This is a genomic window from Peribacillus muralis (assembly GCF_001645685.2).
In the GTDB taxonomy this organism is placed as follows: domain Bacteria; phylum Bacillota; class Bacilli; order Bacillales; family DSM-1321; genus Peribacillus; species Peribacillus muralis_A.
Window position 1 is genome coordinate 419,076 of the sequence record NZ_CP017080.1, and the last position, 25,478, is coordinate 444,553.

Here is a 25,478-nt window from a genome sequence, read left to right on the forward strand (position 1 = left end):
AAATGGACTTTGAAACGGTAATTGGTTTAGAAGTACACGTAGAATTAAAAACGGATTCAAAAATATTCTCAGCGAGCCCTAATCATTTCGGTGCCGCTCCGAATAGTAACACGACCGTAATTGACCTAGGCTACCCAGGGGTATTGCCTGTCGTCAATAAAAAGGCTGTTGATTTCGCAATGAAGGCAGCCATTGCATTGAATTGTGAAGTAGCGGAAATTACGAAATTCGACCGGAAAAACTATTTTTATCCGGACAATCCTAAAGCGTACCAAATTTCCCAGTTCGATCAACCAATCGGTGAACATGGCTGGATAGAAATTGAAGTCGACGGCAAGAAAAAGAAAATCGGCATCACGCGGATTCATATGGAAGAGGATGCAGGGAAGCTGACCCATAAAGGGAACTACTCACTATGTGACTATAACCGTCAGGGAACTCCTCTTGTCGAAATCGTTTCAGAACCGGATATCACTTCCCCTGAAGAGGCATATGCTTATCTGGAAAAATTAAAATCGATCATTCAATATACAGGCGTTTCCGATTGTAAAATGGAAGAAGGCTCACTTCGCTGTGATGCCAACATTTCCTTGAAACCTGTCGGGCAAAAGGAATTCGGCACGAAGACTGAACTGAAAAATTTAAATTCCTTCAACTTCGTTCGCAAAGGGCTGGAACATGAAGAAATCCGCCAAGCGGAGATTTTGAATGAGGGTGGCATAATCGAACAGGAAACACGCAGATTCGACGAAGCCACAGGCAGAACCGTCCTAATGAGGATCAAAGAAGGTTCCGACGATTACCGCTACTTCCCTGAGCCGGATTTATTGACGATCCATATCGATGAAGAATGGAAAGCTCGGATCGCTGCACAAATACCAGAGCTTCCAGATGCCCGGAAAAAACGGTATATCGAAGAATTTGGCTTACCAGAATATGATGCTGCAGTCTTAACGGTAACGAAAGAAACGGCTGATTTCTTTGAAGCGACAGTAGCATCCGGAGCGGATGCAAAACTTGCATCCAACTGGATCATGGGCGAGGTTTCGGCATTCTTGAATGCCGAAGGAAAAGAACTGCATGATGTCCAATTGACTGCCGAATCATTGGCAGGCATGATCAAGCTGATTGAAGATGGGACGATTTCTTCTAAGATTGCGAAAAAAGTTTTCAAAGAATTGATTGAAAACGGTGGGGATGCAGAAACGATCGTCAAGGAGAAGGGGCTTGTCCAAATCTCCGATGAAGGAGCATTGTTGACAGCGGTTGAAGAAGCGCTGAATAATAATCCTCAATCAATTGAAGACTTTAAAGCCGGAAAGCAAAAGGCGATCGGCTTCCTTGTCGGGCAGATCATGAAGGCGACGAAAGGACAAGCTAATCCACAGCTTGTTAATAAAATTTTGGTCGAGCAAATCAATAAGCGTTAATTATGACCGTACCACTTTTAAGGTGGTACGGTTTTCGCTTGATTTGGAATAGGACTTAACGAGAATAATGAAAAGGAAGCCTTCAACGAAAAAAAATTGGAGTTATCTGTAGGGGTAACTCCTTTTTGTGTCGTCTATTACATGAATGTTTAACGGAAAGGAGGAAGAGAAGTGACGGATGAGCTAGTGGAGAAGGTCAGGGCTGGGAATGATCATGCATTTCGGATATTGATTGAAACGTATAAACAGACGATATATCGAACCGTCTATTCCGTTTTGCGCAATCAAAAGGATGCAGAAGATGTTACCCAGGAAGTCTTTATCAAAATCTATACTTCTCTTCCTCAATACAAAAATCAAGGCTTCAAAACGTGGATTACCCGGATAGCTGTTAATCATGCAATCGATCTTAAAAGAAAAAGGCAACGCCAAAAGGAAGAACCGCATGATGAACGATCAACGGAAGTGGATTTGGGCGTATCTGACGATGCAGAGGCCGTATTTTTTCAGAATGAAAGACGAAAGCAGATATTAAGGAAGCTTAAAGACCTCCCGGAGGGGTATCGTGACGTGGTGTATGATTATTACATAAGCGAAAAGACATTTAAGCAAATTGCAGAGGAACAGCAAATCCAAGTGAAGTCTGTCGAGGTTAAGCTATATCGTGCAAGAAATTGGATGAGAAAACATTGGAAAGAGGAGGATTTTTCATGAATCATGTTCCTAAGGCGGGATGGGTTACCTATTTGGCTGATGAAATACCTGAGGATTTAAAAATAGAATATGAAAATCATTTATACTCCTGTGACGAGTGTTTGTCCGTTTATCTGGAAGCGATGGAAATGGAAGCAGACAGCCTTTTCATTAGTACCGATATTGCAGGTTCTGTCATGGACTCGATCATGCGGCAAAAAAGCGCACCTTTGGAAGAGGCAGCACAAATCCGGAAAGAGAAATCTCTTCGGACGATTGCGAGACATTATTTGATAGCGGCCGGATTTACGGTCTTATTGATGGCGGGCGGAGTATTTCAATCATTGACTGAATACGTGGATTCCGTTGAATCGAGCAGTGTTAAGGAAACCAAATCCCTGACAGATGGGATTATAGATAAGACGTTTAATTGGATGGACTCGATCGAAAAGAAAAATAAGGAGGGGTTTAGAAATGAATAAAAGTCCGGTAATCGCTTTTTTATTATCGTTTCTTCCGGGATTCGGGCATTTTTATCTTGGAAGGACATATAAAGGGTTATTTTATTTTCTTGCTGCGTTCGGGTTAGGTCTTGGAGGGCTTATGCTAGCCTTGATCAGCCATACGGATGCATTCCTGGCCTTTTCCGTGATTGGCCTGGTGCTTTATCTCATTAGTATATTTGACTTGGTGGTTACCTCATTAAGAAATCCCCAAGGTGCAGCAGATAGAGAGAAAATGGCCGCTCAGCCGGAAGCGGAAAGATTTTATGTGATCATTCTTTCATTCGTTCCGGGAGTCGGGCATTTTCAGCTTGGTCTCATGAATCGGGGACTCATTTTTCTTATCGGTTTTTTAGGACTGGGAATTATGGTCGTATTCCTGAGCATGATGACACGGATGGAGGGTCTGTTAATATTCATGGCGCTATTGCCTGTTATCTGGATATACAGTTTTTTTGATTCGGTTCAACAGTTGAATAAAAAGCAAAGAGGAGAGGAGCTAATCGACCGGACCGTGCTGGAGGATTTCGAGCAAAGGCGGGAATCCGGCAAGAAGAGTAAATCGATCGCTACTTTATTTTCCATCTTCCCTGGAGCCGGCCACTTATATTTAGGCCTGCAAAAACGCGGGATTCAATTGATGGCAGGTTTTCTATTCGCGATTTACATATTGGATTTACTTCGGTTGGGCTTCTTCTTTTTCCTTATTCCGATCATTTGGTTTTATAGCTTTTTTGATGGTTTGCAAAAAGCCTCGAAAATGGAAGAGGGTCCTGTTGAAGATACGCCGATCATTTCGGGAGTCGTCGATCAACAAAAATGGATAGGTTTCGGCTTGATGGGACTTGGAATCTATTTCTTGACGAGTAATATCATCATTCCGGCGATTGCTCCCCATTTAAATGAGTGGATGGGAAGAAACTTGGAATATTGGTTTAGGGATTACTTTCAAAAAGGATTGGTGTGCATCCTTCTTATAGGCGGGGGAATCAAGCTGATGGCGGGAAGTAAAAAAGCAGGGGTGAAGGAGGAGACAAAATGAGAACATGGAGAGTCGGAACGATTTCAATGGGCGCGGCCCTTGTTGGTTTGGGTGTGGTTTTACTTGTTTCACAATTCCTGCATCTGGATTTGACGACCATTTTGTTATCATGGTGGCCGTTAGTATTCATCATCTTGGGAGCGGAGATCCTTTTCTTTGTCTTTTTCTCGAGAAAAGAGAGCTCCTTCGTAAAATATGATATCCTTAGTATTCTTTTCGTGGGCTTGCTTGGGATGATGGGAATTGTGTGCCTGCTGCTAACATCAAGCGGTTTGATGGAGCAGGTCAAAGCTGCGGTGAAAAGCGAAGATAAAACCGTCAATTTACCTGGCTTCAATGAAATGGCCGGCAAAGGAATACAAAGAGTCGTCTTGGATTCAGGTTCATATCCCTTGACGGTCGAAAGTGGGGCGGAAGAGTCGGTTTCCATTTTCGGAACATATGAAGAGCGGGGAATGGAGAATGCAGAACCGTTGTTGAAACGAACGGATGATTATTTAATGGTTAAAAGGAAGGGTGATACGCTTTATATCAGCTTCAAGGATATGCCGATCACAAACCGGCTTTTGGACAGCGGCAGGATGAATATGGAGGCGACACTCATCATCCCTGCTGATCTGGCATTGGAGATAGACGGACGAAGTACCGATCTTGTCTTGAAGCCAAGGAAGCTTTTGAATGATTGGAATGTGAAGGACGGCGGGAACCTTCGTGTATACCTTCAAGACAATAGCGATATCAAGATAGAGGCAAGAGGGGCCGACAAACTTGAAGGCCCAAAAGACGGCTGGAAGGTCAATGATGTCAAACTGGAAGCCGCAAGTGAAGAGGAGCCTGTTAAAAAGAACGGAATATTCAAGGTGGGAAAAGGGAATCATATTTTAACGGTCACAGATACGTACCATGTTACTGTCCATGAACCGTGAATGAAATCATTTACTAGAATAAAATGATAAAAAGGATTATAATTTCCCTGATAACAATTCTGGAAAAATGCATATAAAGATATGGACCGAAAGTTCGGTCCTCTTTTTTTTCGAATATTGCTTTTCATGTAATGAAGGATTAAGATGTAAATTATGGAATCAATATGTAAGGATGATGGGAAATGAAAAGAGCAAGGTTGATTTACAACCCGACTTCGGGCCGGGAAGCCATTAAGAAGAGTCTGCCGAGTGTGCTAGCGAAACTCGAGGAAGCTGGTTATGAAGCTTCTGCACATGCAACGACTGGTGCTGGTGATGCGACGAATGCGGCTAAGATTGCAATTGAACGGGGCTATGATATCGTCATTGCAGCAGGGGGCGACGGTACGATTTATGAGGTTGTTAATGGACTGGCCACTGCAGAAAAACGTCCGAAGCTAGGGATCATTCCAACGGGAACGACGAATGACTTTGCGAGGGCACTGCATTTACCGAAGTCAATTGAAGGTGCTGCCGAAATTATTGCCCGCGGGCATACGATGCCGATCGATATTGGTAAAATGAACGATAAATATTTCATCAATATCGCTGGCGGAGGGCGATTGACCGAATTGACATACGACGTGCCGATCAAGCTGAAAACGATGCTTGGGCAGTTGGCATATTATATAAAAGGAATTGAAATGCTTCCTTCGATTAAGCCGACGGAGGTTTCCATTGAATATGATGGTAAGCTTTTTGAAGGAGAGATCATGCTTTTCTTGGTCGCTAACACGAATTCGGTCGGCGGCTTTGAGAAATTGGCTCCTGATGCATCGTTGAATGATGGCATGTTCACGCTGCTCATTTTGAAAAAAGCCAATCTCGCAGATATCGTCCGTGTTGCAACTTTGGCGATGCGCGGAGAACATATTCATGATAAAAACGTCATTTATGAAAAAGCGAACCGGATTAAAGTACAGGCCAAAAAGGACATGATGCTTAATTTGGATGGGGAATTTGGGGGGATGGCCCCGGCTGAGTTCGTAAATCAGTACCGCCATTTTGATGTATTCATCCCACAAGGAATATTGCCGGACGATCCGACAAATAAATGACATAAAAAGGTCACGGAAATCCGTCGGCCTTTTTCCGTAAAATGGTTGCAAGGAGAATGTGTAAATATGTATATCAGGAAAGCGACACCGGAAGATGCGAGCAAGGCAGCTGTATTGATCCGGTTAGCGATTAAGGAAATTGCAGAGGCATTAACTGGAGAAACGGATGAAGAAAAGATCCTTATCATTCTTGCCGGTTTTTTCAAGAAAAGCGGCAACCGGATCAGTTATGAAAATACATTCGTAAGTGTTCATGATGGGGAAGTATCGGGATTGATCATTGCCTATCATGGTAAGGACGCGCAGGAATTGGATGCACCGATCGTCGAGCACTTAAGGCAAAAGCTGAATGATCCAAACATTACGATTGATAAAGAAGCGGAAGCGGATGACTTTTATTTGGATACGATATCCGTCGACCCGAATTACCAAGGAAAAGGGATTGGGAGCGCATTGATCCAATATGTTGAGGAGTATGCTAAACAAAAGGGATATTCCAGGGTTTCCTTAGTCGTTGAAAATGTAAATGAAGGGGCGAGCCGTCTCTATAATAAATTAGGTTATAAAGAACTTAAAACGGTTACCATCAGTGGCTATGATTTTGGCTATTTGATTAAACAAATAGAAGAACCTCCTGTTTTTTGACAGGCGGTTCTTTTTATATGCTTCTGCTATTATGGTTACATTTGCTGTCCATTCATGGCCGCCCAGTCCGCATAAGTTCCGCTGCCATTACAACCAGGACAATCATGGATATCGGAAAAATGATATTCCGTTGGCACGAAGGAGCTGTATCCACGTCCGTAACAATCCGGACAGAGGCCTTTTTCCTCCATACTTGCTCGATGTTTTTCTAACCGTGTTGCGTTCCAGGCTGATATAGAGTTAAATAAACCCATTTTTCTCACCTCACCTATTTTTCCTTATTTTTCTTTTTTTATCGTACTTTTATGCATGGAACTATGAAAAACCATAATTCCTTCCACTATATTTTTATGAAAAAAAGGGTAATTTGGTGAGTCGTTTTGTGGCAGGGCTCGGATTGTGGTAAAATACAGGCTAGCATAAAAAAGAAAAGAGAAGATGATATGAAAAAAACAGCACCTGTTGCTAAAAACGATATAATAGAGGTTTTATTCGAGGATTTAACACATGAAGGAGCAGGAGTGGCTAAAGTCGATGGCTATCCAATCTTTGTTCAGAACGCCCTTCCTGGTGAAAAAGCGAAAATTAAAGTGATGAAGGCGAATAAAGGATATGGCTTCGGTCGATTGATGGAGATTATAGAAAATAGTCCATATCGTGTAGAGGTTAAAGCGGAAGACTTCCATAAATATGGCGGATGTCAGCTGCAGCATATGAGCTACGAAGGACAGTTGGAATTCAAGGAAAAACAAGTCCGTGAAGTGATGGCGCGGATTGGCAAATTGGAGGGCGCGGTTGTCCATCCGATCATTGGCATGGAAAATCCGACCCATTATCGAAATAAGGCGCAAGTGCCTGTCGGCGAAAAGGATGGAGAGTTAATCGCTGGATTCTTTAAACCACGGACACATGAGATTGTTGAAACGAAAGAAAGCATCATCCAACATGAAGTGATCAGTGAGGCTGTTCAAGTTGTGAAGGAGGTCTTCAGTAAGCTGGGTATCCCTGCTTACGATGAGGAGTCACACAAAGGTGTATTACGGCACATCATGGCCCGTTACGGCAAGCAAACAGGCGAATTGATGATCGTACTCGTTACAAGAACGAAAAGTATCCCATTCGTTGAAACGATCGTGAAGGAAATCGTCGATCGCCTGCCAAAAGTGAAATCCATCGTGCAAAACGTGAATTCCAAGAAAACGAACGTCATTTTAGGTGATGACATGACCTTGTTATGGGGCGACGAAGTGATTCATGATATGATCGGCGATGTGAAATTTGCCATATCCGCTAAATCCTTCTATCAAATAAATCCCGATCAAACAAAGGTCCTTTATGATAAAGCTCTTGATTACGCGGGATTGACAGGTGAGGAGACAGTGATCGATGCCTATTGCGGCATTGGTACAATCTCGTTATTCCTAGCTAAAAAGGCGAAAAAAGTCATCGGTGTTGAAGTGGTGGAAGAAGCAATCGAAGATGCTAGGCGCAACGCTGAATTGAATCAAATTACGAATGCTGAATTCATCGTTGGCGATGCAGGGAACGTCATCGCTGAATGGTACCAAAAAGGAAACACGGCTGATGTCATCGTCGTCGATCCTCCTCGTAAAGGCTGTGAAGAGTCTCTTTTGAACACGATCATCGAGATGAAAACGAAAAGAGTGGTCTATGTATCATGTAACCCTGGCACTTTAGCTCGTGATCTTCATATTTTGGAGGCAGGCGGATATAAAGCGGTCGATATCCAGCCGGTGGATATGTTCCCGATGACGACACATGTGGAAAACGTTGTGTTACTTGAACTTAAATCATGATCTAAAAAGAGTCCAGTCCTCGTGACGGGGCTCTTTGTCTTTTAGGAACCCATGCCTTTTAGTTCTGCAGGTAAAAGGAAGAGTTTTTTTTCACCAGTATATTCTCGACTCCCTAACTTGGACATATATTAAGGAATATGAAATGGGAGGCAAGGTGATTTTATTAATTTTCAAAAAGTATTGGCTGTAATCGTTGGTAGCTTTTTGGTGGGTATTGGAATAAATGGTTTTTTAGTCCCTCATCACCTGATAGACGGCGGCGTTATCGGAATTGCCCTCATCCTACATTATTTCTTTGATTTTCAAACGGGACTTTCCATGTTAGTCCTTAGTGTGCCTATATTTTTATATGCATGGTGCTATGAACGGCCCTTTTTCTATAGCAGTGTTCACGGTCTGCTTTTGACCTCGCTTTTCATGGATTGTCTAAACCCGCTTAAGAAGGTTTTTTCCTTATCGATACTGACAAGTTCCTTGATTGGCGGAGTTATAATAGGACTGGGCATCGGGCTCATGCTTCGGTATGAGACAAGCAGCGGGGGAACGGATATGCTAGCCAAAATCATCTCCAAATCATCCTCCATAGATATCGCTTTAGCAATCATCCTTATAGATACACTCATCATTTCAGCGGCTGTCTTCACCCTGGGTGTGGAAATATTTTTGTTTTCATGTGTGACGATCGTCATTATAGGACTGGTCACCTCATTCATGAAGGTGAGGGAATGAAATTTTGGCATTCAGTTTTTTAAAATAAATGCTACCTTATCAATTGCCTTTTGCAGCTTTTCACTATTTTTGCTATACATCTCTTTAGCTTCCTTTGAATCTGTTCCAAGGGCAAATAACTCCAAGTCAGCCTGGCATTTTTTCAAGGTTGCCAGCATTAAGGGTTTTTCCTGCGGAGAAGGAACCTTGAGTTTATCATCAAAAAGATCGACCGTTAATTCACCATTGGAATTTGCTTGGGCAAGAAAAACATTTTCAAGGATCACACCCAGCTTATCCAGTTCAGTATGAAGCCAATGTCGATTCAGTCCAATCGTAGAAAGAGGTTCATCGAGTATGAGACCGTCCATGACGATTGTTTGTGGCTCCTTGACGGCAGCGACTGGGATGTTAAGATCTTTAGGTGTCAAAGGCTGATTTTGCTTCTTTAACATTACCGAAAAATCCCCGTTTGCCTCCAATAAGGCAAACTCGACTTCCGAGACATCGAATACATCCTTTTTCCGGAGCAAGGCCAACAATTCATCGATTGTATATTTCTCTTTTTTTAGATTATCTTCCATGACCTTTCCATCCTTGATGAAGACGGATGCCTTCCCTTCTACAAGATCACGAAACGTTTTGCTTTTCAGTGATATCGAGCCTGCAAGGAAGGGCGCTAAGGCAAAAACGAGGATGGACAATACACCATGTATAATATTTCCTTCCACTTTGGTAGCCAATTCCGCCCCAACATTACCAATGGTTATGCCCGTTACATATTCAAAAAAGGAAAGCTGGGATAATTGCTTTTTTCCTAATATTTTCGTGATCAAGAAAAGAACAATCAAAAAGAATAGTGATCGCATTACGATTTCTAACCAATCCGGCATGACCTAATACCTCCTGCATAATCCATTTTTCTAAAAACCTTTATATTGCGGTTCTTCCAGCTCCAGTTCTCCCACTCTTTTCTGTACCTGCTTCATCACTTCATTCACCACCAGCATCGTTTCATGCAAGATACGCTGCGATTCATCATCTTGGGTTCGTAGTGCCAAGCTGGATAAGCCGGCTTCAATCCCTTTTAGGCTCGAGACACATTGCTTCACTTCCGATGCTATCGTCATGCTGCATCCTCCTTTTTATACAAAAATCATGGTTGCTCTTCATCACAATCATATTCAATCGATACAGCATGGGCAATGGCTGGAATCGTTTCATTTTGTTGAAAGGAAAGGGGAGATAACAAGGCTCCGGTGGCCACGACGAGCATTTTTTTGATTTCACCGGTTTTCATCCGATTCAATAAATGTCCATAAACGACGGTTGCCGAACAACCGGGTCCGCTTGCCCCGGAGAGGACAGGCTGCCCGTCCCGGTATATCATCGTACCGCAATCCATATACTGTTCTTTCTTGATTTTGATTCCGTGATTATTCAATAGCTCCAAAGAAACATCATGACCAATCTGTCCTAAGTCACCGGTCACAATTAAGTCGTAATGGGATGGTTCCAAGTTACGCTCTCTTAAGTGGGCTTCAATCGTATCCACGGCTGCGGGGGCCATCGCACCTCCCATATTGAATGGGTCGGTCAACCCCATATCGATGACACGACCGATCGTAGCCGAAGTGACCTTAGGGCCTGTACCAGTCTTGCCTAATAAAGCTACGCCTGCACCTGTAACGGTCCATTGTGCGGTTGGAGGTTTTTGGCCGCCATATTCAGTAGGGTAACGGAATTGCTTTTCGACTGCGGCGTTATGACTCGAAGCCCCTGTCAATAAGTAATCTGCTCCGTTCGTATTGACCAAGTATGCACCGAGAGCAAGACCCTCCATGGATGTGGAGCAGGCTCCGAATAAGCCTAGATAAGGTGTACCCAAAGTGCGGCAGGCGAAGCTGGTGGGCGTCATTTGGTTAATAAGGTCGCCTCCAAGGAAAAATTGGATCTGTTCCTTCTTAAGGCCGGCTTTTTCGATTGCTTTCGTACACGCATCTTCCAATAAGACTTTATGAGCTTTTTCATAGGTATCTTGATTTATCCATAAATCCGAATGAAGCAGGTCGAAGTCATCGGCAAGCAATCCGTTCGCCTCGAATGGTCCGCCGACGGTTCCGGTTGAGACGATGACGGGCTTCTGGTCAAAAACCCAAGTGCGATACCCTGTATGCATAAAAAAACCACCTCGTTTATGACTATTGTTTTAGGATAGGCCCGTTGAATTGCTCGTATGTATTAACGGGCCCTTTTATAAAAAAGGTTGATCATAAAAAAACCAACCTTTTTTATAGTAATTTTTATTGTTTGTATTGTGGCTCCTCGTTCTCGATTTCATTGATGCGAGGAGTGATGCTGTCCACGATCGTTTGGGTTTGTTGTGCAGCTTGCTGGTAAAGCTGTTTGGCTTGCTCGTTATCCGTGGAAAGGGCGAAGGTTTCAAAGCTTGCTTGCGCACTTTTTAGTCCGGCTAAAGTAGTCTTGACATCATTTATTACGGTCATTACTGGATTCCTCCTTGTTTTATATTGCCTTGTTAGCGTAAGGAAATTACGGCTTTTATATACATGCTAATTTTTCCACTAATCAAACGTTTGATTAATAATGGCAGGAGAACAGAGTTCGGCTTTAATATTCACTCAATTCAGAATACTTCATATAATTATTAAAAAATATTACGTCGTTTCGTGAGGTGATATAACATAAAAATTGTGGATGATGTATATTATAGAACGGTTCTGGGGCTTTCATCCGAAGAAGCGGTAAAAGACTTGCGCTTCATTAAAAGCAAACAGGAGTTTGAAATTGACTCGATTAAATCCAAAATTCATAAGTACGAACAAAAGCGAAGTGCGGAGGAAGCTTGGTATCAATCTCTTTCCCCGCTGAAACGTTTTTTTACCGGGCATCCCCTAAGCCAGTGGAGCATTTGGTTAATGTTAAGGATAGATATAAAAAAATCGAGATGATAAAGCGAAAAATCGCTTTTTTAGATGAGATGATTGGCATACTGGAAGAGGAACCGGAAAAACGGGAAATGCATTTGCCAGCTGATATCATTAAAGAGATGATCGCCAGTCAGGAAGATGAGGGACGATCAATATGACAATAGAAACGTTGAACTCGGGCTTGGATACGATTTGGGTCGTTTTGACAGCAGCGATGATTTTGCTGATGGAGGGTGGCTTTGCCTTATTGGAGGCTGGTTTCGTTCGCACCAAGAATAATGTGAATATCATCATGAAGGTTTTTGCCGATATTACAATCGGGACTTTATGTTATTTTGCCGTTGGTTTTGGCTTAATGTATGGGACCGATCTATTTGGACTTGTCGGAGCAAACGGCTTTTTTCTCAAAGGTGACTTATCCCACATCGACCTGACGATTTCGATTGATGCGTATTGGTTATTTCAGGGGGCATTCGTCATTGCTGTCATTTCCATCGTTTCCGGGGCGGTTGCGGAAAGAATTAATTTTCGGGCATACCTCATTTTTGTCGTGATGATGACGGCCTTCATCTATCCCATAGCAGGACACTGGATTTGGGGGGGCGGCTGGTTAAGTGAGTTAGGCATGCAGGACTTTGCAGGGTCGGCCTTCATTCATGCGCTCGGTGGATTTTCTGCACTGGCCGCGGCCATTGTCATTGGGCCAAGAGCAGGTAAATTCCCCACAGCAGGAACGAGTTCCATATCGCTTCCAAGCAATCTCCCGTTGGCATCTGTCGGAGCCTTTCTCTTATGGTTCGGCTGGTTTGGCTTTAATGCTGGAAGCACATTGCAGGCTACGGATGGACGCATTGGCCATATCGCCATCGTCACGATGCTCTCAGCTGCATCTGGAGGGGCAATGACGCTGCTTTATACACTTTTCAGGTATGGTTAGATCTGATGCACCTTCCGTCATCAATGGTTCCCTTGCAGGCCTAGTAGGGATAACGGCAGGCTGTACATTCGTTAGTGATCTGGCTGCCATACTGATCGGAGGCATTTCCGGGATGCTTATGCTTGCTGCAACAATTTGACTTGAGGTCCGTAAAATTGATGATCCGGTGCGCCTTTCCCGTTCATGCGGCGTCTGGCATATGGGGAACGATAGCCTTAGGCCTTTTCTCCACCGAAGGCGGATTGTTTACAGGAGGAGGATGGCATTTGCTTGGGGAGCAATCCTTAGGATTAGCGGTACTGTGCATATGGGGGCTTTTCTCTGACATGGTTCGTGTTCAAAATTATCAATATATGGGTCCCTACAAGAGCCACTGAAGAAGAAGAAGAACTAGGATTGGATATCAGTTATCATGGAATCCTGGCTACACATACATCACCAGAATTCATCAAGGTCGAAGATTACGTGAAGCGGGATGAAAAAGTGAAAGATGTGCGACGTTAATACAAATGATAGAATTAAGTAAGAGGTGATATAGAAATGGGCACATGCAACCTTAATCATTCAAAGCAGGATGTCAGGCTGAAGTTTCATGCTCAACAGGCATTCTTACCAACAACATTGACACAAGCATTAAACCTTTTCCTCGAAAAAGACCATCCACAGGAAACATTGAATGAACTTTTTCATCTATTAAAGAAATATGACTTGTCCTCCAAGGAGGAACAAGAATCAAGAAACCAAAATATGAATAAGATCATGCTGGAACGGGAGTAAGCCCGTTCGTTATTAATTCTGTTCTTGCTTTAAAACGGTATCAACTCGTAATTTTCAGTTAATCAATCGATTGATTAATTTTGTACAGAAGATCGAATTTTTGTTAGTAAATTGCCATAATCACGAGCGGAGACACCAAGATCAGGAGTTAGCGAGCATACATGAGCAAACCACCGGAATTAATGATGAACGCTCCAATTCGCGAGTAAACAGCGGAAACTGGCGAGTAAACGGCCGAAATTCGCTAGTAAACCACCGAAATTGGCGAGTAAACAGCGAAAACTAATGAAAAAAACCTAACTCTGGAGCAAAAGCCGGAAAATCACGGGTACACTAAACAACTAGCAAATAGCGGATAAAAAAAGGAGCCCGCATTGAGCTCCTTTTTTTGATTTAAAAGCCATCATCTGTTGCGTTGAAAGGAATGTTGAGGTTCCTTTCGACTGCACGCAGGCGTTGATTGAGCCTGTTCAGCCTATTCGTATGGCGTTGATCGGTTTGACTTAGCCGGGATATTTCTTGGTTAACACGGTTCACTTCTCGGTTTACACGTGTGATTTCTTGGTTGAGGCGAGTGAGTTCTCGGGTCTGTCGCTCATTTTGCCGTTCAAGTTCCCGTACCCTTCTTTCGAGTTGCTGGGATTGCGGCGGCTGCCTGTCGGGATCGTATGGCTCTGTCGAAGAATTAAATGAGTTTTCTTGATTCTGCAGGAGGTTCCAGTCTTGCTGAGGAATATAATCATGATCAAATCGTTCTGGTTGGTGAAAATTCGGGTTGAAATTCGGCTGAATGTATTGCTGATTTCCGTTCTGTTGTGGAAAAGGATAAAATCCGGATGAATTCATCGTTAACTCTCCTTTCAAATTCAGGATGGATACGTAATAACTTATGTAAGTTTCAATGAAGTGACTAGGCGATAGCCCATAAATCCCAGTTGGGTGAGTGTGTTGAAAAGAAAAAATTTCAATAAATTTGCAGAAATCAATCTGTTCCTATATCGTTTAGGGTAGGGGGAAATCTTCGCATATTGAAACTTATCATAAGGATAAACCGTATATATAGAAAAGCGTGTAAGTCAGGAGTGTAATGATAATGAATCGATTTCTAACTGATTTAATGTCCATATTGGTTGCATTTCCAGTCGTATTGCCGGTATTGCTGATCAGCTATTTTGCTTTGAATCTGCCGCTAGTTGCCTCAGTTGCACTTTCCATAGCGGGAGGGGCACTTTCATACTGCCTGAGTTCGGTTTACTTTTCTTCACGATTCCTTAAAAAGCATGGATTGACGAGAAAAGAATATCAATATATAAAGAAAAATATAAGTGAAGCAAAACCGAAAATATGGCGGGTGCAAAAGGCGTTAATATCGGTCAGGCATATTTCTTCTTTTAAGCAAAGGAAGGATATGATTAAAATGATCAGGAAAATATATAGTCTTACGAAAAAAGAACCGAAGCGGTTTTATCAGGCTGAACAATTCTACTATTCCCATCTGGATTCTGCCACGGAACTTGCGGAGAAGTATGTTTTTTTATCACAGCAGCCCAGAAAGAACAGGGAACTCGAGCTATCTTTAGCGGAAACCCGAAAAACATTGAAGGAACTCACTAAAACGATAGAAAAGGATTTATATAATGTGATTGCCGATGATATCGATAACCTTAATTTTGAATTGGATGTAGCAAAGCAAACGATCAAAACGAGAAAAGAAACACAAGTAATAGATGAAAGCAGGAGGTTAAAATGAATAATAACGATCCAAACCTGTTAAATAAAACGGATAATGCCAATTTGCTCGATGATCTCCTAGCCAATCCATTCAATGAGGTGCAGGAGCTTGAAAAGGCACCGTCATCCTCAAAGGAAGCGAAACCGGTTAAATTGATTGATGTCATCCCTGAGGAGAATCGGGCAAAGGCCTATCAGCTTGCCGAACAAATAGACCCAACGAATCATCAGGCAATGATTTCCTATGGCACGCCTGCCCAATCGAAGCTCTTGACTTTTTCCAATTCGATGCTTGAGCATGTTCAGAAAAAGGATGTCGGTGAAGTCGGGAGCATCATCAGTGACTTAATGAAAAAATTAAATGAATTGAGCCCTGATGAGCTTAAACAGGATAAACCCTCTTTTTTTGCGCGTGTGTTCGGCAAGATTTCCGGGTCAGTTCAGGAAGTGCTATCCAAATACCAAAAAACGGGAGCCCAAATTGACAGGATCGGTGTGAAGTTGGATAGGAGCAAGAATATCCTGCTTTCGGATATCGTGATCCTTGAAAAACTTTATGAAACGAACAAGGAGTATTTTCAGGCATTGAATGTCTATATTGCTGCCGGTGAAATCAAACTGGAAGAAATTCATGGGAAAACGATTCCAGAGCTGAAGAAATCCGCTGAATTAAGCAATGACCAAATGAAGTTTCAAGAGGTCAATGATATGCGCCAATTTGCCGAACGCTTGGATAAAAGGTTGCATGACTTGAAATTGAGCCGTGAAATTACGATCCAAAGCGCACCGCAGATCAGACTGATTCAAAACACGAACCAGGCGCTAGTCGAGAAAATACAGTCTTCGATCATGACAGCCATTCCGCTTTGGAAAAATCAGGTGGCGATAGCCTTGACCTTGATCAGGCAGCGGCATGCTGTAGAAGCGCAAAAGCAAGTTTCCAAGACAACCAATGATCTGCTCTTGAAAAATTCCGAAATGCTGAAAATAAATACCATTGAAACGGCAAAAGAAAATGAACGGGGACTTGTCGATATCGAAACATTAAAGAATACTCAAGCTAACTTGATCTCGACTCTCGAGGAAACCATGAGGATTCAAGAGGAAGGCAGGCATAAACGGCGACAGGCGGAACAGGAACTAGCATCGATGGAAAATGAATTGAAGCAGAAACTATTGGAGATAAAGGGATAAGGGGAGAAAAAACATGGAAACGATTGAAGCTATAAAAACGAGAAGAAGCATAGGAATCGTAAAGCAGGATCCTGTTCCTAAAGAAATGATCGAGCAAATCATCGACGCGGGTACATATGCCCCAAACCATCATCGGACGGAGCCTTGGCGTTTTTTTGTATTGACAGGGGATGGCAGGAATAAACTTGGTCATGTCTTCGAAGAAATAACAAAGATTGAAAATGCAGATGATACACCGGAAAATTTAATCAGCAAACTTGAGAGGCAAAAGAAGAATCCACTAAGGGCACCCGTCATCATTGCAGTGGGCATAGAGCCGAGTGAAAAGGATAATGTTCTTGTAGCTGAAGAATATGCCGCAGTCAACAGTGCCATCCAAAATATGCTGCTTGCTGCACATTCCCTTGGCCTGGGGGCGGTGTGGAGAACAGGGAAAATAACTTATCACGAGAAGGTGAGGGACTTCTTCCATTTATCCTCAAAAGGAGAAGTGCTGGCATTCATTTACTTGGGCTTTCCTGATATGGAGCCGAAGCCTGCCAAGAAAACATCGTTTGATCAATTGACCACTTGGATCGGGTGAAGTAGCGGCTGCAGCAGTGCAACATACTGCTGCAGCTTTTTTATTGGAGGATATTCAGTAAGGGCAGCCTTCATTTCAAGTGACGATTGCGGATTTAGGTTGTACAATACATAGGAAGAATAAATTTTGATGAATTAGGATGTGTCTATAGATGAGAACGATTGATCCATTTGAGATTCTCGATGGAAAAGCGATTAAATTTTTGGATGTTTTTGGCGTTGAGGATGGAATTGCTTTAAAGAGTAAATATGAAGATAAAACGTACTGGATATATGATTATTATTGCATGCATCAGACATGTGATTGTCAGGAAGTGTACCTTGAATTCGCGGAGGCCGGCAAAAACAACCAGGCAGGGCAGCATTTTGGGATTCGCGTTTCTTTCAGCGATAATCAATTCACGCTGGAGGACTATAATATTTCCAAACAAAAGGCGATGGATATTGCGGAAGACACGTTAAAGCACAGCAAAGACATCATGGCGTTATTTAAACAGCGGTACCAGCAAATGAAGGAAAAAGGAACGCAAATCATCATGGAAAGTGCCAAGGCTGCCAAAATGCCTCATGTTCATACAGAACCGATTATCGGAAGAAATGAGCCTTGTCCTTGCGGAAGCGGGAAAAAATACAAAAAATGCTGCGGTGCAGCTTGAATAAACTTGGAAGGTGACTCGATATGGGTCACTTTTTTTTTGGACAATGTTGAAAAATGAGTAGCTTAATAAGAACGTTTGTTCTATAATGGAAAGAACCAGATACTAACAGATAAAGAAATAAAAAGTAGTATTTTAGACCGAATTTTCAAAATACTTCTTTTTTATTTTCAAAAATCTGGTATATATAAGAGAGAAGAGTTTTTTGATCTCATCTCTTTCAACGGTAGACGGCAACCAGACGGGATGTGAATCCCTGCACTGATGGCAGCTTATTATTGAACGAAGGAAGGGGTAATCAAATGACAAGGGAAAAAAGATTAATACCTTACAAAGTTCTTGAAGTGATGGAAACGGTGAAAGAAAAGATCCCAGAGGGTATCGAGCTTGTTAAAGCCCCGGCAGTATGGGAAAAAAGCAATTATGGTGAGGGTGTTGTAGTCGCCGTCATCGATACAGGCATCGATAAAGAGCATCCAGACCTCAAAGAGAGAATCATTGGCGGAAAGGATTTTACCAATACCGGCGATTTTCAAGATGATAACGGGCATGGAACGCATGTATGCGGGACTATATTGGCTTCCATTAATAAGGTTGGTGTAGTGGGAGTGGCTCCAAAAGCCAGCATCTTGGCGTTGAAGGCATTAAATGGTCAGGGCCAAGGCGAGATAGATTGGATCAATGGGGCTTTGGAGTATGCAATCAATTGGCAGGGGCCGAATGAAGAAACAGTTTCAGTCATTTCACTGTCACTTGGAGGGCCGCCGGATGAGGCGGAACATAAGCTGATTCAAAGGGCTCTTAAGAAAGACATTCTTGTTGTTTGCGCGGCTGGGAACAGTGGGGATGGGCGTCATGATACCGATGAATTGGATTATCCAGGTGCGTATCCAGAGGTAGTGGAAGTCGGGGCTGTGGATTTAAGCAGAAATTTAGCGGATTTTTCAAATACGAATGATGAAATTGACTTGGTTGCGCCGGGGGTCGATATACTCTCTACGTATCCAGGTAATAAATATGCCAGACTAAGCGGAACATCAATGGCAACACCGCATGTAAGCGGTGCAGCAGCTCTCTTGAAAGTGATTGCCGAACAGGACTTTGGCCGCAAGCTGACTGAAGCTGAACTGTATGCACAGTTAGTGAAAAGTACGGAAGATCTGGGAATTAGCAAAAAAGCGCAAGGCAATGGGCTGCTCAACTTAACCATTGCCGACCAAAGAGCTGAAAAATCAATCAAGATTACTATAGAGTCAGAGAACCTTAAATTACCGAGTAAATCAGTGGTCATGGAATATTAACAAAAAAGGTGTCCCAGGATTTAGGGACACCTTAATCAATAATTATCTTTTATTTTTTCTTAGCGCCGCAAAAAGGGCTACAAGGGACAAGATCAGTGCTATGACGGATAGGGTGATGATCAGTGTTCCGTTACCATTACTTTTATCATCTGCTGTTGCCGTGTCCTTTGAATCGTCGGTTGCTTTGGAATCATCGGCGTGACCGTGGTCAGCGGGTTCTGAATCAGTTTTTGGAGCGACGGAAATTTGCGTTACCGAATGAGGCAGGTCTGAACCTTCATCACCGCTCCATTCGACGATTTCACCATCTTCGTAATATTGAAAGGCATCCCAAGCCACTTTCGTTTCTTCTTTAGGGTTTTGGGCAATGAATGAGAATTGTTGGAATTGTCCCGCGGATATGCCTTCATCCGTTGCTGCCCAAGTTACCGTTTTAACATCTTTACCGCCTTCGGTCGTCACTTTCCAACCTGGTACAGGTTGATAGCTTACAAATGTAATTCCTTCAGGAACCTTTAAAGTCACCTTTGTTGTTGCAGTTTCTTTTTCCACTGGAACTTTAATTGTGTAGGTTTCCCATGCCTCAGGCGCAGATGTACTAGGTTTGACCGTAACGTGTGCATTCGCCGAACCAGCGAATATGAATAATGCTGCAAATGTAGTGATGAGTAGCTTTGTAATATTTTTCATCAGTATAATTCCCTCCAGTTATGAATTCCCTATAAAAATTGTAAAATCAGCATTGATTGAATCGAGACTTTCCGTTAAACCATGAACATGGATGTTCCACTTCCCTGGCGAGGTAAGTAAAGATTTTGAAGTGAATTTCCCTTTAGTTTTCGCCTGCAACTGGAGCTTTATTTCACCGCCACCGCCCTGTGAATCTGCTGGCTGCATCGTGATGGTTATCTGCTCAATATCAGTAATGGGCTCGCCTCCATTTGCCAGTTCCACTTGAATTCGGTTATCTCCGACCTCATTTGGAGTGACCGTTAAAGTCACCTTATTGTTTTCTTCCGTCTTTATCGTTTTTTCAAATGGTCCTGGAGAGGACATCGCAGTTTGAACATTTGTCAAAAGAGCTGCAACAAGGAGTGCGGCGATCCCTAAGCCAAGCTCGATTCCTGCGCTATAGCCCAGTTTGTTCGTTTGCGTTTTGCTCTTGAAGAAATGCCATGCTCCTAAAACGGTCATGACTGACATGAGACCGACTTTCGCAAGCAATAGTTGTCCATATGTTGTGTGGAACAAGGAATGGATGGTCGGTACATGCTGAAGGCTGCTGTATATGCCGCTGACGATCAACACGATTACAAATGCAAAAGCCCATCTAGAAAACCTTTGAATGATGGTCCAGTAAAAGATTTTTTTATCCTCTTGAACACCCTGCCGTCCGGCAAGCCCAGGCAAGATCACCAATAAGGCCATAAGTCCGCCCAGCCATAATGCCATCGACAATATGTGGAGGAAATCCATCAATACGGCGAGAACGTGATTAGGAACGGCTGCAGTATGTCCAGTTAAAGCCTTACCAAGCATTAAGAAGACCGTCATGATTAGAGAAAGGAAGGGCAGAGATTTATTCAAGGGATTATCAAGCATGAAATAAAGAGCTAAAAATAGAAGGATCAACATGAGTATTTGAATGATCCAGATGGTACCGAAGTTTGTACCATTCAGTATTTCCTTGATATATGTCCCATTAAAAGCATCCGTCCAACCTACGCCAGCGTCAATCGTCACCTTTAGAGGGAGACTGCTGAAAATGGCAAGGGCCAAACCAACGTATGAAATCCATAGATATAGACGTGCTCTTCCGCTAGCTTGAAAAAGGCGGTAGTCCTTCGTTAATGATAAGCGGAAAAAAAGAATACCTGCAAGAGCCGCGAAGCTTATGTATTGAAGGCCTTGCAAGAACACATTAATGGAACTCGGAAAACCTGCGTTCACATTTGAATTATCTTGGTCTGATAGGGAGGCCGAGTCTCCTAATTGAAAGGGGATTGTCCCTTCGATCGGATGGCCGTCACTCGAAACCACTCTCCATTTAATATAATAAACGCCTTCATCGACAGTGCCTTTCCACTTAGCTTCCAATATCTTTTCGCTTTGTTCCGAAATTGCGCTTTTTTGAACTGGAACCTTCTGCCCATCTTGACTGAAGACTTCAAGCGAATGGAAAGCCGGCTGTATATTCTCGCTGAATTGAATGCTGATCTTTTCAGGAAGAGTATCCATGGCTTCGTTCGGGCTAGGATTGGAACTAGTTACTGTAGCATGACCAAAAGCCATTGCCGGGTATAATAGCAAGCTAAATAGGCTGATTACCAGCCATAAGTAATTCTTCATCTTGGTAAGCCATCACCCTTTCATTAGGTTGTGTAAGCTTATTATAAAAGGAAAATGTGAAAAAACAGTGAAAATAAATGAAGCATCCAGAGGCAGTTTACAAGGCTCGATGGATTTAAATAACGATAATGTTAGAGTGGCCTAGCTCCAGCCATTATAGACATGTAAATAATAAGGTGACAATGGAAAGTTGCAGCTTATGCACCACATTAAGAAATAATTAAGGTTCCTTTAGTATTATGACCCTATTATGCCGGCAGGAATCATAGGGGGGATAGGATGCTTAAGAAAGGTGCAAAGGGAAAAAGCATGAAGGTGATTTTGGCTGGTTCTCTCATAGGAATGGGAACAATCACTGGCTTGCCTGATGTTAAGGCTGCAGAAGAAACGGGCATCATTCAAGAGGTTGACACAAAAGTGGGTCTTTCAAAGTTGGAAATAGACGGGGCTACACTCAATCAAGGTTTTTCAGAAAGTATACTAGACTATCGTGCAACAGCCGAAAATGATGTTGAAAAAATCACTTTACAAGCCGAGAGCCGAAGTGGCGATGCAACCATTTTCGTGAACGGTACTAAGCTGACAAATGGCATGGCTAACCTGCCTCTTCAAACGGGCATGAATACGTTTGAAATCACCGTAAGCGATGATGTAAATGAGACGGTCACATATACTGTCAAAGTCGAAAAACTTCAAAGTGGTGATAATCATTTAAATTCGATTGGGTTATCTCAAGGCTCTCTGGCCTTCGATCCCAATGTGACAGCCTATTTTGCTTCGGTGGAGAATAAAGTTAAGAGCGTTACAATATCTCCATCATTGCGTGATAGTAATGCTCATGTAATGGTCAATGGAATGGATGCAGTGAAAAGTGGTGTGAAGGTGGAACTCCCAATCGGTGAAACAGCAGTGAAGATTATCGTGACTGCAGAAAATGGGGACGAAAGAACATACACGCTTACGCTAACAAGGGCTGACGTCAAGAAACAGGAAAAGGAAGAGGCGGTTGTCTCTAAGGATGTTAAAAGTCAAAAGCAACCGGCAATCGAAAAGCCTTCCTCCACTGAAGGAGATAAACCAGTTACACTTTCAGCTCGTTCATTCAATGATCAAAAACCGACAAGTGTCAGTCAAACAGTGAAGGTAGCGCAGCCTGAAAATCCTCTAACCAAAAAAATGAGTACCGGTATAGATGAGGGATCGGCAACGGAACATTTAGAAAAAGAGGATGAGGCACCTGTATTGCACAGTTTGACAGCATCAACAGGATCATGGAATAAATCCTTTGATTCTAATGAACATACGTACCATATTGAAGTCAATGATGATATCACCTCAGTTGAGTTACAAGGTGCTGCAGGATCAAATGGGGCAACCATCGAATATGACGGTGGAAATAAAAAAAAGGTGAAGTTGAAGAACAAAGCGAAGACAGCCATTTCCGTTACCGTTTCAAAAGATGGGAAGCGACGTACCTATGTGCTTGTTTTCGAGAAGGATATCAAGGTGGAAATGGATGAGGAATAGTCTGCGGATGATAACGAACATTAAGGATGCCAATGATTAGGCGACGCATGGGAAAATGGAGTTCAAGCAATCTGCGACATTAAGTTTTTTATAAAAAAAAGGACAAGTTCCAATGCTTGTCCTACGCTTTGTAAGGTAAAATGATTTCGACTTCGGTTCCTCGATCCGGCTCGCTGTTAAAACGGACCTTTCCTCCGTGTGCCTCAATGATCCTGCAACTGACCGTCAAACCTAGACCGGTGCCTCTCTCTTTAGAAGAATAGAAAGGCTCTCCAAGATGCTTCAAGCGCTTTTTTTCTATTCCGCTTCCATTATCTTTAATGATGATCGAAATGCTATCGTCCTTGTGCTCAAAGTCAATCCAAATGCGATCGGCGGCAGCCTCCATGGAATTCTTGAGCATGTTGATGAATACTTGCTTTAGTTGATTTCCCTCACAGGAAAGCATCGGTATGTCATTTTTAACAGCCGTTGATATTTGTGCGGAGAATGAATCTGCCTCTGGCTTCAATAATACTTGGACTTCATTCATCAGTTCGACGATTTGGTGCTTGCTGAAAGGAAGCTCCTGTGGCTTTGCAAGCACGAGTAATTCGCTTACGATAAGATTGATCCGGTCCAATTCACTTAGCATAATGGAATAGTATTGTTCATGGGGATGGTCATTCTTTTTAAGTAATTGTACGAAACCTTTTAATGAAGTCAGCGGGTTGCGTACTTCATGGGCAACGCTTGCGGCCAGCTCACCGACTATGGACAATTTCTCGCTTCTTCTTAAACGGGCTTCGGTTTCCCGGATTTGCGTGACTTCTTTGGCATAAGTGATGATTCCGACCAATTCGACACCAATCATCATCGGGACGAACGAACATGAAAGCAGGATCGACTTCCCGTATTTCGTTATAAATTGTATATCTTTTCCTTTTTTTATTCCTTTACGGTTTTCCACGACATATTCACAGGATGTACGAATCAGGTCTGCATCTTCTGGTGAAAAGTCCAGCTTAATGAAGGGGGAGCCGTGAATTTCTGCTTGTTGAAAGCCTGTAACCGTTTCGAACCTTGGATTTACGGTTGTGATCAATCCGTTTAAATCAAGCATGAGCATCGGGTATGGGTTGTGTTCGAATAATGATTTATAGCGTTGTTCACTATCGAATAATTGTTTCTCAGCAGCAACCCTCTCAGTAATGTCCCTGCCAATGACGACGAGCCCTTTTCGGGAACCATCCTCAAAGAACAATGGAACTTTGATCGTATCAAAGGTCTTGTGGTGGCCATCTGGAAGGGGGATGATTTCCTCGCATCTTGAGATTTCCCCTTTTACCCACGTTTCCTCATCGGAAATTTCACAGTAGATCAGCGATTCTTTGTAAAATTCAGTGTATTCCGCAAGCTCACTGTCTTTTTTGCCCTTATAGTTCACATGTTCCAATTGAAATAATTTTAGACCAAAGGAATTGGATTCCAGCCAACGACCATCGCCATCCTTGAAGTTAACGAAATCGACCATCGAGTTAATAAGTGTACGCCGGCGTTGCTCCGCTTCCTTTAATTGCTTGAATTCTTCCCTTTTAGCCAAGTAAAGGTATAAGACCAGGCCTATCGATAAAAGAAAGAAAATGCCTTCCACTCTCTGTAGCTGAATGAAGACTTCTTTGTTTTGAATATTTGTCGTTAAGAAATAGTCGAACACGACTAGTATAAGAACCCCGGAAAGGATATATATACTTAAAATGGAGCGCTTGGACATGGAGATTCTCCCTGATTTTAAGACATTGCAATGGTAAAATTACATACACATTTTAACAAACTATCGAAGAAAAATATATGCACAATCATAAATTAAAAAACAGGAGACGAGGTGGTCACCTGTTTTTTCGGAAGATGCGTTGGTTCTTTTTCTTTTTAACCCGTTTGTAGATCACGAAAAATAATAAAAAGAGCAGTGCGAGTGCAGCTAACGTATATTGGTTCATTTCAACTGTAAGCAGGCCATATGGAATTAGCGATAGAAAGAAAAAGTAAATCAGGTTTCCGAGTGTCGTCGCCACTAAAAAATCCTTGAATGTAACCGAACTGACTCCTGCCGCCAAGTTGATCAGGCTTGTTGGGATAAGCGGGAAAACCCTTCCTGTAAAGACGTACATAAACCCGTGCTCCACAACACTTTCTTGCCACTTTTTATCCAGCTTCTTTAAAAGGAGGTCTTGAAACCAGTTTCTTGCTGCATAGAAGATCAAGCCTGATGCTACTACACTCGAGAACCAACTCCAAAGGTAACCATATAAGAAGCCGAATATCGTGACATTGATCGTCAGGAGCAAAATTAAGGGTATGATTGTAAAAGAATTCTGAACAAACATCAATACGAATGTGACCAAAAAGGTGAGTGAAAGGTTTTCCTTCAATATGCCAATAACTGACTCCAGGTCACTTTTCCATACTAAAGTGAATAGTTCTGCATTTGTTAAAATAAATATTGCGATACCCAACAAAATGATCAAAGTCAGGAATTTTTTCAAAGAGTCACCACCATTCTTACTTATAGTTTACCAGCTCAAGGTTAATTGGTGAAAAAAGAGCTGTCGCATAATGCAGACAGCTCTTTT

Annotated in this window: 26 protein-coding genes and 2 pseudogenes; 18 read left to right on the top strand and 10 right to left on the bottom strand. The window is 42.6% G+C overall.

Annotation, left to right across the window (positions count from 1 at the left end; genetic code table 11):
- Positions 1–2 precede the first annotated feature (2 nt).
- The 7 genes from gatB (at position 3) to ABE28_RS02025 (ending at position 6,336) form a co-directional block, all read left to right on the top strand.
- A complete protein-coding gene (gene gatB / locus ABE28_RS01995) occupies positions 3–1,430 on the top strand; it encodes an Asp-tRNA(Asn)/Glu-tRNA(Gln) amidotransferase subunit GatB (RefSeq protein WP_064462266.1) in 1,428 nt (475 codons plus the stop codon).
- Positions 1,431–1,601: 171 nt separating this feature from the next.
- Entirely contained in the window at positions 1,602–2,144 is a 543-nt protein-coding gene (locus tag ABE28_RS02000) for an RNA polymerase sigma factor (protein ID WP_064462267.1), read from the top strand.
- Positions 2,141–2,605, top strand: a complete 465-nt coding sequence (locus ABE28_RS02005) for a hypothetical protein (RefSeq protein ID WP_064462268.1) — start codon at positions 2,141–2,143, stop codon at positions 2,603–2,605. Before ABE28_RS02000 ends, ABE28_RS02005 begins: the two co-directional genes overlap by 4 nt.
- The gene (locus ABE28_RS02010; protein ID WP_064462269.1) at positions 2,598–3,668 is read left to right on the top strand and encodes a hypothetical protein; all 1,071 of its coding nucleotides are present in this window, start codon (positions 2,598–2,600) and stop codon (positions 3,666–3,668) included. Before ABE28_RS02005 ends, ABE28_RS02010 begins: the two co-directional genes overlap by 8 nt.
- Positions 3,665–4,594 carry a LiaF transmembrane domain-containing protein gene (locus ABE28_RS02015; protein ID WP_064462270.1) on the top strand — a complete coding sequence of 310 codons (930 nt, stop codon included), beginning with the start codon at positions 3,665–3,667 and terminating at the stop codon, positions 4,592–4,594. The genes ABE28_RS02010 and ABE28_RS02015 overlap by 4 nt, the downstream gene beginning before the upstream one ends.
- A 182-nt stretch (positions 4,595–4,776) precedes the next feature.
- A complete protein-coding gene (locus ABE28_RS02020) occupies positions 4,777–5,691 on the top strand; it encodes a diacylglycerol kinase (RefSeq protein ID WP_064462271.1) in 915 nt (304 codons plus the stop codon).
- Positions 5,692–5,757: 66 nt separating this feature from the next.
- Complete coding sequence (locus tag ABE28_RS02025) at positions 5,758–6,336, top strand: GNAT family N-acetyltransferase (RefSeq protein WP_064462272.1); 579 nt, start codon at positions 5,758–5,760, stop codon at positions 6,334–6,336.
- Between the two features lie 35 nt (positions 6,337–6,371).
- On the opposite strand, the gene ABE28_RS24295 is transcribed toward ABE28_RS02025, so the two are convergent.
- Entirely contained in the window at positions 6,372–6,590 is a 219-nt protein-coding gene (locus ABE28_RS24295; protein ID WP_057913908.1) for a hypothetical protein, read from the bottom strand.
- A 189-nt stretch (positions 6,591–6,779) separates the two neighbouring features.
- Here ABE28_RS24295 and rlmD point away from each other — a divergent pair, with 189 nt between their 5' ends.
- Together rlmD and ABE28_RS02040 are read left to right on the top strand one after the other, a co-directional pair.
- Positions 6,780–8,153 carry a 23S rRNA (uracil(1939)-C(5))-methyltransferase RlmD gene (rlmD, locus tag ABE28_RS02035; protein ID WP_064462274.1) on the top strand — a complete coding sequence of 458 codons (1,374 nt, stop codon included), beginning with the start codon at positions 6,780–6,782 and terminating at the stop codon, positions 8,151–8,153.
- A gap of 180 nt (positions 8,154–8,333) precedes the next feature.
- The gene (locus ABE28_RS02040; protein ID WP_306807322.1) at positions 8,334–8,882 is read left to right on the top strand and encodes a YitT family protein; all 549 of its coding nucleotides are present in this window, start codon (positions 8,334–8,336) and stop codon (positions 8,880–8,882) included.
- Between the two features lie 11 nt (positions 8,883–8,893).
- Here the strand turns inward: ABE28_RS02040 and ABE28_RS02045 are convergent, their stop codons facing one another.
- The 4 genes from ABE28_RS02045 to ABE28_RS02060 form a co-directional block, all read right to left on the bottom strand.
- A complete protein-coding gene (locus ABE28_RS02045) occupies positions 8,894–9,754 on the bottom strand; it encodes a DUF421 domain-containing protein (protein WP_064462276.1) in 861 nt (286 codons plus the stop codon).
- Positions 9,755–9,784: 30 nt separating this feature from the next.
- Complete coding sequence (locus tag ABE28_RS02050; RefSeq protein WP_064462277.1) at positions 9,785–9,991, bottom strand: DUF1657 domain-containing protein; 207 nt, start codon at positions 9,989–9,991, stop codon at positions 9,785–9,787.
- Positions 9,992–10,017: 26 nt separating this feature from the next.
- Positions 10,018–11,040, bottom strand: coding sequence for a stage V sporulation protein AD (gene spoVAD, locus ABE28_RS02055; protein ID WP_064462278.1), 1,023 nt, complete (start codon positions 11,038–11,040; stop codon positions 10,018–10,020).
- A gap of 124 nt (positions 11,041–11,164) precedes the next feature.
- Positions 11,165–11,368, bottom strand: a complete 204-nt coding sequence (locus ABE28_RS02060) for a DUF1657 domain-containing protein (RefSeq protein WP_061140543.1) — start codon at positions 11,366–11,368, stop codon at positions 11,165–11,167.
- Positions 11,369–11,727: 359 nt separating this feature from the next.
- On the opposite strand from ABE28_RS02060, the gene ABE28_RS02065 reads away from it, so the two are divergent.
- The 3 genes and pseudogenes from ABE28_RS02065 (at position 11,728) to ABE28_RS02075 (ending at position 13,526) form a co-directional block, all read left to right on the top strand.
- Positions 11,728–11,970, top strand: coding sequence for a hypothetical protein (locus ABE28_RS02065; RefSeq protein WP_064462279.1), 243 nt, complete (start codon positions 11,728–11,730; stop codon positions 11,968–11,970).
- Positions 11,967–13,253, top strand: a pseudogene (locus ABE28_RS02070) (ammonium transporter). Before ABE28_RS02065 ends, ABE28_RS02070 begins: the two are co-directional and overlap by 4 nt.
- Before the next feature lie 36 nt (positions 13,254–13,289).
- Positions 13,290–13,526: a hypothetical protein gene (locus ABE28_RS02075; RefSeq protein WP_064462280.1), complete on the top strand. Its 237-nt coding sequence runs from the start codon at positions 13,290–13,292 to the stop codon at positions 13,524–13,526.
- A 393-nt stretch (positions 13,527–13,919) separates the two neighbouring features.
- Here the strand turns inward: ABE28_RS02075 and ABE28_RS25925 are convergent, their stop codons facing one another.
- Entirely contained in the window at positions 13,920–14,237 is a 318-nt protein-coding gene (locus tag ABE28_RS25925) for a hypothetical protein (protein ID WP_373921330.1), read from the bottom strand.
- Between the two features lie 382 nt (positions 14,238–14,619).
- Between ABE28_RS25925 and ABE28_RS02085 the strand changes: the two genes are divergently transcribed.
- The 5 genes and pseudogenes from ABE28_RS02085 to ABE28_RS02105 all read left to right on the top strand — a co-directional run bounded on the left by ABE28_RS02085 (position 14,620) and on the right by ABE28_RS02105 (position 18,990).
- Positions 14,620–15,276 carry a 5-bromo-4-chloroindolyl phosphate hydrolysis family protein gene (locus tag ABE28_RS02085; RefSeq protein ID WP_064462281.1) on the top strand — a complete coding sequence of 219 codons (657 nt, stop codon included), beginning with the start codon at positions 14,620–14,622 and terminating at the stop codon, positions 15,274–15,276.
- A complete protein-coding gene (locus ABE28_RS02090; protein ID WP_064462282.1) occupies positions 15,273–16,451 on the top strand; it encodes a toxic anion resistance protein in 1,179 nt (392 codons plus the stop codon). The genes ABE28_RS02085 and ABE28_RS02090 overlap by 4 nt, the downstream gene beginning before the upstream one ends.
- A gap of 13 nt (positions 16,452–16,464) precedes the next feature.
- Positions 16,465–17,034 carry a nitroreductase family protein gene (locus ABE28_RS02095; protein WP_064462283.1) on the top strand — a complete coding sequence of 190 codons (570 nt, stop codon included), beginning with the start codon at positions 16,465–16,467 and terminating at the stop codon, positions 17,032–17,034.
- Between the two features lie 577 nt (positions 17,035–17,611).
- A pseudogene (locus ABE28_RS26175) lies at positions 17,612–17,689 on the top strand (SEC-C metal-binding domain-containing protein); the annotation flags it as partial.
- A gap of 302 nt (positions 17,690–17,991) precedes the next feature.
- On the top strand, positions 17,992–18,990 hold the full coding sequence (locus ABE28_RS02105; RefSeq protein ID WP_064462285.1) for a S8 family peptidase: 999 nt from the start codon (positions 17,992–17,994) through the stop codon (positions 18,988–18,990).
- 42 nt (positions 18,991–19,032) lie between these two features.
- On the opposite strand, the gene ABE28_RS02110 is transcribed toward ABE28_RS02105, so the two are convergent.
- Positions 19,033–19,680 (bottom strand): YcnI family copper-binding membrane protein, encoded by a 648-nt coding sequence (locus ABE28_RS02110; RefSeq protein ID WP_180319975.1) that lies wholly within the window; start codon positions 19,678–19,680, stop codon positions 19,033–19,035.
- 18 nt (positions 19,681–19,698) lie between these two features.
- Positions 19,699–21,339, bottom strand: a complete 1,641-nt coding sequence (locus ABE28_RS02115) for a copper resistance protein CopC (RefSeq protein WP_064462287.1) — start codon at positions 21,337–21,339, stop codon at positions 19,699–19,701.
- A gap of 279 nt (positions 21,340–21,618) precedes the next feature.
- On the opposite strand from ABE28_RS02115, the gene ABE28_RS02120 reads away from it, so the two are divergent.
- The gene (locus tag ABE28_RS02120) at positions 21,619–22,866 is read left to right on the top strand and encodes a cadherin-like beta sandwich domain-containing protein (RefSeq protein WP_064462288.1); all 1,248 of its coding nucleotides are present in this window, start codon (positions 21,619–21,621) and stop codon (positions 22,864–22,866) included.
- A gap of 121 nt (positions 22,867–22,987) precedes the next feature.
- On the opposite strand, the gene ABE28_RS02125 is transcribed toward ABE28_RS02120, so the two are convergent.
- Together ABE28_RS02125 and ABE28_RS02130 are read right to left on the bottom strand one after the other, a co-directional pair.
- A complete protein-coding gene (locus ABE28_RS02125) occupies positions 22,988–24,619 on the bottom strand; it encodes a PAS domain-containing sensor histidine kinase (protein ID WP_064462289.1) in 1,632 nt (543 codons plus the stop codon).
- Between the two features lie 115 nt (positions 24,620–24,734).
- Positions 24,735–25,391: a TVP38/TMEM64 family protein gene (locus tag ABE28_RS02130; RefSeq protein WP_083231915.1), complete on the bottom strand. Its 657-nt coding sequence runs from the start codon at positions 25,389–25,391 to the stop codon at positions 24,735–24,737.
- Positions 25,392–25,478: the final 87 nt, after the last annotated feature.